Origin of the sequence: Streptomyces sp. TRM64462 (assembly GCF_013362995.1) — a bacterium.
In the GTDB taxonomy this organism is placed as follows: Bacteria; Actinomycetota; Actinomycetes; order Streptomycetales; family Streptomycetaceae; genus Streptomyces.
Genome location: NZ_JABWDV010000032.1, coordinates 1 through 6,880, shown reverse-complemented (window position 1 = coordinate 6,880; position 6,880 = coordinate 1). Strand labels below are relative to the sequence as shown.

Genomic DNA, 6,880 nt, shown 5'->3' with positions numbered 1-6,880 from the left:
CGCCGCTCCTCGACGTACGAGACGAGGGCCCCGGGCACCGCGGCGAGCGCGGCTGCGGACGGGGGCAGCAGCAGCGCGGCGGCGAGCAGGACCGGGACGAACGCCCCGGAAGGGAGGGGTACGGGGGCGGTGCCGCCCGCGAAACGGGCCAGCAGCGGGTTGCGGGCGGGGCCCTCGCACAGCGCGTACAGCGCGGCGAGGAGTGCGACGGCGCCCCAGGGGGTCGCGGAGCCGGCGGTGAGCGCCGGGAGTGCGCAGGCTGCGGCGCACAGCACGGCGCCCGCGATACAGGCGCGCGCCGCCCCCGGAATCCCCGCCACCGTTCTCCCGCCCCCTCCCGTCGGCCGAACCGAGTGCCAGGCTGGCCAGGCTAACGAGCCGGTCCGGCCTGGGCGGCGGGACGGAACTGATTAGCACCTTCGGGTGACGGTGGCGCGGGGGCGGGGGCGGGGGCGCGGGGCCCCGACTGTGCCGTTGTTCCTGTGCCGTTGTTCCTGTGCGGCTATTCCTGTGCCGTCGCCGGCACGTCCTCCTGGTGGCCGGCCTCGGCCGAGCGGATCATCTCGATCCGTCCCATGACCTTGGCGCGCAGATCGCTCGGCACGTCGTCGTGCCCGCAGCACCGCTTCACCAGCTTCTTCACGGCCTGCTCCAGCCCGTACTTCTCCAGGCAGGGCGAGCACTCCGAGAAGTGGGTCTCGAACTTCGAGCAGTCGCTGTCGGGCATCTCACGGTCGAGGAACTCGTAGAGATGGTCCAGGACCTCCGAGCAGTCCATCTCGTGCGGCTCTCCGCAGCTCATGAGCCCGAGCCTTTCCGATCGTTCGTCGACTTTCCCGCGCCCGCGGGTACCAGCCCGCGGTCGCGGGCGTAGTCCTCGAGCATGCCGCGCAGCTGGCGGCGCCCACGGTGGAGCCGGGACATCACGGTGCCGATGGGCGTACCCATGATGTCCGCGATCTCCTTGTACGCAAAGCCCTCGACATCGGCGAGATACACGGCGATGCGGAACTCCTCCGGAATCGCCTGGAGGGCGTCCTTCACATCGGAGTCGGGGAGGCGGTCGAGCGCCTGGGACTCGGCGGAGCGCAGACCGGTCGACATGTGCGACTCGGCGCGCGCGAGCTGCCAGTCCTCGATCTCCTCGGCCGCGCTGCGCTGGGGCTCCCGCTGCTTCTTGCGGTACGAGTTGATGAACGTGTTGGTGAGGATCCGGTAGAGCCACGCCTTGAGGTTCGTGCCCTCGCGGAACTGGTGGAACGACCCGTAGGCCTTGGCGAACGTCTCCTGCATCAGGTCCTCGGCGTCGGCCGGGTTCCGCGTCATCCGCAGGGCCGCCGAGTACATCTGGTCGAGGTAGCCGAGGGCGTCCCGTTCGAAGCGCGCGTTGCGCTCGCCGTCCGTCTCCTCGGGGCCGTTGGTCCCCGTGTCGGTCCCAGTGACCGGACCCACCTCCTCCCGCGCCGCGGCGAGACCGAGTCCGGACCCGCTCGAATCGGAGAATAGTCGACCGTCGGTCGGCCGTCCCTTTTGATTCTTCGCGGCGGACGCGGTACCTGTCACCCGCACGGAGCCGGTCGCGGGCGCGGGCAGCACCGTCCAGTCCAGCTCTGCGGCGTGCGACCGGTTCGGGCAGATGGTCGAACCCATGCGACGGACTCCCTCTCCTGGCTCTGATGTACGACGCACAGTCACAACAGCGGGAGCACGCGCCTCATTCCCGCCGCGCGGGACATGTCCACCGCTTCGCGTGTCCACCGCTTCGCGTGTCTGCCGCTTCGCGTGTCTGCCGCTTCGCGTGTCTGCCGCTTCACCGCTTCGCGAGCCAGCCGGCGACGCCGACCGTGATCACGTCCAGCGTCTCCTCCTGGGTGACCGTGGCCTTCTTCGGTACGGCGAACCCGTGGTCGGCCCACGGCACCCGCACCACCTCGTGGTCACCGGGCGGGAACTCGTCGGGCTTGCCGAACGGGTCGTTGCCGCCCTGGACGACGAGGGTCGGGACGCCTGTGCCGAGCAGTTCGTCGGCGCGGGAGCGCTCGGGTCTGCCCGGCGGGTGGAGGGGGAAGGCCAGCGCGAGGACGGCGTGGGCGCCGAGCTCGGGGGCGGTGCGGCAGGCGACGCGGGCCCCGGCGCTGCGGCCGCCCGCGACGACGGGCAGGCCGGGGGCGCGCAGGGCGGGCCACAGATCGCGCCAGGCGGCGTCGAGGGTCTTCGGGGCCGGCGCGACCTTCTTGCCGGCCACCCGCCAGGGCTGCTCGACGAGGGCGACGGTGGCCCCCGCGGCGTCCGGGAGCCGCGCGGCGAGCGTCTGGAGGTCGCGGGCCTCGATGCCGCCGCCGGCGCCGTGGCCGAGCGCGACGGTGAGCCGGGCGCCGGCCCCGGCGTCGTACCAGGTGATCCGGGCGTCGCCGGCGCCGGTGGGGATGATCTCGGTCTGTGTCACAGGTCTCATACTCCCCGCCGTACGTCAGAAGTACCTCAGAAGAGCGTGCCCTCCTCCGGGGCGGCGAGCTCGGTCAGCAGTTCGGGCCCGTTGTTGCGGACGTTGCTGACGGCCGTCGTGACCGGGTAGGCGCGCATGAGGCCCTCGGGCGGCGGGGCGAGCAGGCCGCGCAGTTCGTCGGTGTCGGTGCGGGCGGGGTCGAGCCAGGCGTCCCAGCGGTCCTGCGGGAGCATGAGCGGCATCCGGGGGTGGATGTCGGCGAGGGAGCGGGGGCCTTCGGCGGGGGCGACGCCGAGCGGGCCCTGCTCGGCCTCGGTGGTGATCACCGAGCAGGTGGCCCACCAGGCCTGCGGGTGTTCAGGCGGCAGGGTCGGGTCGCGCCAGAACTCGTACAGGCCGGCCATCGCGAAGACGGAGCCGTCGGCGGGCGTCACGAAGTAGGGCTGCTTGCGGGGCCGCTTCTTCTTGCCCTCGACCTCCAGCTGCCGCTCGGCGCTGCCGGTGACCCACTCGTAGTAGCCGTCGGCGGGCAGGATGCAGCGGCGGGAGGTGAAGGCCCGGCGGAAGGCGGGCTTCTCGTGGACGGTCTCCGCTCGGGCGTTGATCATCCGGGCGGCGCCCTCGGGCGTCTTGGCCCAGGACGGGACCAGGCCCCACTTCAGGACGCGGAGCTGGCGAACCGGACGGGGCGTCGCCGCGTCCTTCAAGGGGCGGTCGAGGACCGCGTACACCTCTTTGGTGGGGGCGACGTTCCAGTCGGGCTCCAGGCTCTCCTCGGGCTCCCACTTCTCTATCCCGAAGATGCCTGCGAGGTCCTCGGGCTTTCGACTGGCCGCGTAACGTCCGCACATACTTGCCAACCCTGCCATGTCCCCCCGTCCCCTTGAGGAGCCGTCCGACAAAATGGCCGCCACCCACGTCCTGGCCACCGCCGACCTGTTGTCCGACGTCCTCGGCACCCAGCCCGCGCCCGAGCTGTGGCTGGTGATCGTGACGGGTGTCGCGGCGCTCGCCGTGACCCTGCCGCGGCCGGTTTGGCGGCTGGCGCGGAACGCCGTCACGATCGCCCACGAGGGCGGGCACGGCCTGGTCGCCCTCGTCATGGGCCGCAGGCTGGAGGGCATCCGGCTGCACTCGGACACCAGCGGTCTGACGGTGAGCCGCGGCAGGCCGACCGGTCTCGGCATGATCCTCACCGCGGCCGCCGGCTACACGGCGCCCTCGCTGCTGGGCCTGGGCGGGGCGGGGCTGCTGGCGGCCGGCCGGATCACGCTGCTGCTGTGGGTGGCGACGGCGCTGCTGCTCGTGATGCTGGTGATGATCCGCAATGTGTACGGGGCGCTGACCATGGTCGTGACGGGCGGGGCGTTCCTGCTGGTGTCATGGCTGACGGAGCCCGAGGTGCAGGCGGCGTTCGCGTACAGCGCGGTGTGGTTCCTGCTGCTGGGCGGGGTACGGCCGGTGTTCGAGCTCCAGGTGAAGCGCCGGCACGGGGGAGCGCCGGATTCGGACGCGGATCAGCTCGGGCGGCTCACGAACGTACCGCCGGCGCTGTGGCTGTTCTTCTTCCATGCCGTGTCGCTGTCCTCACTGATCGGCGGGGGCCGCTGGCTGCTCGGGTTGTGACCTGCTCGGCCCACTAAAGTGAAGGGCATGACCGAAACCCCCGCGCACCTTGACCTCTGGCCCGCCCCGCACGCGAGCTCCGCGAGCGGAGCGGTCGACGCGACCGTCGCCGTGCCCGGTTCGAAGTCGGTCACCAACCGGGCGCTGGTGCTGGCCGCCCTCGCGTCGGAGCCCGGCTGGCTGCGCCGGCCGCTGCGGTCCCGGGACACGCTGCTGATGGCGGAGGCCCTGCGCGGCCTGGGCGTCGGCATCGAGGAGACCGTGTCGTCCAGCTCCTCCGCCGCGGGCGGCCCCGAGGGCACGGGCGAGGCCTGGCGGGTCATCCCGGCCGGGCTGCACGGCCCCGCCACGATCGACGTGGGCAACGCGGGCACGGTCATGCGCTTCCTGCCGCCGGTGGCGGCACTTGCCGACGGCCCGGTCCGCTTCGACGGGGACCCCCGATCGTACGAGCGTCCCCTGCACGGCGTGATCGACGCCCTGCGGGTGCTGGGCGCGCGGATCGAGGACGAGGGGCGCGGCGCGCTGCCGATGACCGTGCACGGCGGCGGCGCCCTGGACGGCGGCAAGGTCGACATCGACGCCTCGTCGTCGTCGCAGTTCGTGAGCGCGCTGCTGCTGTCGGCGCCCCGCTTCAACCAGGGCGTCGAGGTGCGGCACACGGGCCCTCGGCTGCCGTCGATGCCGCACATCCGGATGACCGTCGACATGCTGCGCGCGGTGGGCGCCCAGGTCGACGAGCCGGAGAGCGGCGGCGAGCCGAACGTGTGGCGGGTGTCCCCGTCCGCGCTGCTCGGCCGGGACCTGGTCGTCGAGCCGGACCTGTCGAACGCGCAGCCGTTCCTCGCGGCGGCCCTGGTGACCGGCGGCCGGGTCGTGATCCCCGACTGGCCGTCCAGGACCACCCAGCCCGGTGACGCGCTGCGGGAGATCTTCACCGAGATGGGTGGCTCCTGCGAGCTGACCGACGAGGGTCTGGCGTTCACCGGTTCGGGTCGGATCCACGGCATCGACGTGGACCTGAGCGAGGTCGGCGAGCTGACGCCCGGTATCGCGGCCGTGGCCGCGCTCGCGGACTCGCCGTCGACGCTGCGCGGCGTCGCCCATCTGCGGCTGCACGAGACGGACCGGCTGGCGGCGCTCACCAAGGAGATCAACGAGCTCGGCGGCGATGTCACCGAGACCGCGGACGGGCTGCGCATCCGGCCCCGCCCGCTGCACGGCGGCGTGTTCCACACGTACGACGACCACCGCATGGCGACCGCCGGCGCCGTCATCGGCCTCGCCGTCGACGGCGTACGCGTCGAGAACGTGGCGACGACCGCCAAGACCCTGCCCGACTTCCCGCAGATGTGGACCGAAATGCTTTCGATCGAGGCCTGAACGACATGCGCCGCTACGGCAGGAACGCCGACGAGGACGACATCCGCGTCCGCCCCAACCGCAAGGGGAACCGCCCCCGCACCAGCATCCGCCCCAAGCACGAGGACGCCGCGGACGGCATGGTCCTCACCGTGGACCGCGGCCGTCTCACCTGCCTCGTCGACGGCCGCGTCGTGATGGCGATGAAGGCGCGCGAGCTGGGCCGCAAGGCCGCGGTGGTCGGTGACCGGGTGTCGCTGGTCGGTGATCTGTCGGGGCAGAAGGACACGCTCGCCCGGATCGTACGGATCGGTGAGCGGGCCTCGGTGCTGCGGCGCACGGCCGACGACGACGATCCGTTCGAGCGGGTGGTCGTCGCCAACGCCGACCAGCTCGCCATCGTCACGGCACTCGCGGATCCCGAGCCGCGGCCCCGGCTGATCGACCGGTGCCTGGTCGCGGCGTTCGACGGCGGCCTCGAACCGCTGCTGGTGCTCACCAAGTCGGACCTCGCCCCGCCGGAGAAGCTGCTGGAGCTGTACGGCGCGCTGGACATCCCGTACGTCGTGACGAGCCGCGACGAGCTGTACGACGGGCACGCGGCGGACCGGGTGCGGGAGCACCTCACGGGCCGCACGACCGCGTTCGTCGGGCACTCGGGCGTCGGCAAGACGACGCTGGTGAACGCCCTGGTGCCGGAGGAGCGGCGGCGGTCTACCGGTGTCGTGAACGCCGTGACGGGGCGCGGGCGGCACACCACCACGTCGGCGCTGGCGCTGCCGCTGGCGGGCGGGGACGGCTGGGTGATCGACACGCCGGGCGTGCGGTCGTTCGGGCTGCACCATGTGGACCCGTCGCGGGTCATCCACGCGTTCCCGGACCTGGAGCCGGGCACGGAGGGCTGTCCGCGCGCGTGCAGCCACGACGAGCCGGACTGCGCGCTGGACACCTGGGTGGCGGAGGGACACGCCGACCCGGCCCGGCTGTACTCGCTGCGGCGGCTGCTGGCCACGCGGGAGCGACGCGAGGGAGACTAAAATGCCCGAGTTTGCCCACCTCCGGGCGAAGTAAGTGCATAATCGCACGGAAACGGGCAGTCACCGACCGGCGGGGAGGCACTGACGATGGCGTGGCTGCTGGTGGTGGTCGCGGGCCTACTGGAGACCGGCTTCGCGGTGTGCCTGAAGCTCTCGCACGGGTTCACCCGGCTGTGGCCGACCCTCGCCTTCGCGGCGTTCGCGCTGGGCAGCTTCGGGCTGCTGACACTGTCGCTGCGGAAGCTCGACGTGGGTCCGGCGTACGCGGTGTGGACGGGGATCGGCGCGTCGGGCACGGCCGTATACGGAATGATCTTCCTGGGCGATGTGGTCTCCACGCTCAAGATCTTGTCGATCACACTGGTGATCATGGGCGTGATCGGACTTCAGCTCTCGGGCTCGTCCCAGT

Annotated in this window: 8 protein-coding genes and 1 pseudogene; 4 read left to right on the top strand and 5 right to left on the bottom strand. The window is 72.3% G+C overall.

Annotation, left to right across the window (positions count from 1 at the left end; all coding sequences use genetic code 11):
- From HTZ82_RS01495 to HTZ82_RS01475, 5 genes and pseudogenes are all read right to left on the bottom strand, one after another.
- Positions 1-320 (bottom strand): annotated as a pseudogene (locus HTZ82_RS01495) (metal-dependent phosphohydrolase); the annotation flags it as partial.
- 182 nt (positions 321-502) lie between these two features.
- Positions 503-802, bottom strand: coding sequence for a mycothiol system anti-sigma-R factor (gene rsrA / locus HTZ82_RS01490; RefSeq protein ID WP_175407414.1), 300 nt, complete (start codon positions 800-802; stop codon positions 503-505).
- Complete coding sequence (locus HTZ82_RS01485) at positions 799-1,452, bottom strand: sigma-70 family RNA polymerase sigma factor (RefSeq protein WP_175407415.1); 654 nt, start codon at positions 1,450-1,452, stop codon at positions 799-801. Before HTZ82_RS01485 ends, rsrA begins: the two co-directional genes overlap by 4 nt.
- Positions 1,453-1,810: 358 nt before the next feature.
- Positions 1,811-2,455, bottom strand: a complete 645-nt coding sequence (locus tag HTZ82_RS01480; RefSeq protein WP_175407413.1) for an alpha/beta family hydrolase — start codon at positions 2,453-2,455, stop codon at positions 1,811-1,813.
- 26 nt (positions 2,456-2,481) lie between these two features.
- On the bottom strand, positions 2,482-3,297 hold the full coding sequence (locus tag HTZ82_RS01475; RefSeq protein ID WP_175407412.1) for an SOS response-associated peptidase: 816 nt from the start codon (positions 3,295-3,297) through the stop codon (positions 2,482-2,484).
- A 52-nt stretch (positions 3,298-3,349) separates the two neighbouring features.
- Between HTZ82_RS01475 and HTZ82_RS01470 the strand changes: the two genes are divergently transcribed.
- From HTZ82_RS01470 to HTZ82_RS01455, 4 genes are all read left to right on the top strand, one after another.
- Positions 3,350-4,072 (top strand): M50 family metallopeptidase, encoded by a 723-nt coding sequence (locus tag HTZ82_RS01470; protein WP_175407411.1) that lies wholly within the window; start codon positions 3,350-3,352, stop codon positions 4,070-4,072.
- A gap of 27 nt (positions 4,073-4,099) precedes the next feature.
- Entirely contained in the window at positions 4,100-5,455 is a 1,356-nt protein-coding gene (gene aroA / locus HTZ82_RS01465; protein ID WP_175407410.1) for a 3-phosphoshikimate 1-carboxyvinyltransferase, read from the top strand.
- A gap of 5 nt (positions 5,456-5,460) precedes the next feature.
- Positions 5,461-6,471 (top strand): ribosome small subunit-dependent GTPase A, encoded by a 1,011-nt coding sequence (gene rsgA / locus HTZ82_RS01460; RefSeq protein WP_175407409.1) that lies wholly within the window; start codon positions 5,461-5,463, stop codon positions 6,469-6,471.
- 87 nt (positions 6,472-6,558) lie between these two features.
- Positions 6,559-6,880 (top strand): multidrug efflux SMR transporter (locus HTZ82_RS01455; protein ID WP_175407408.1); only part of this gene is annotated, 322 nt, incomplete at its 3' end.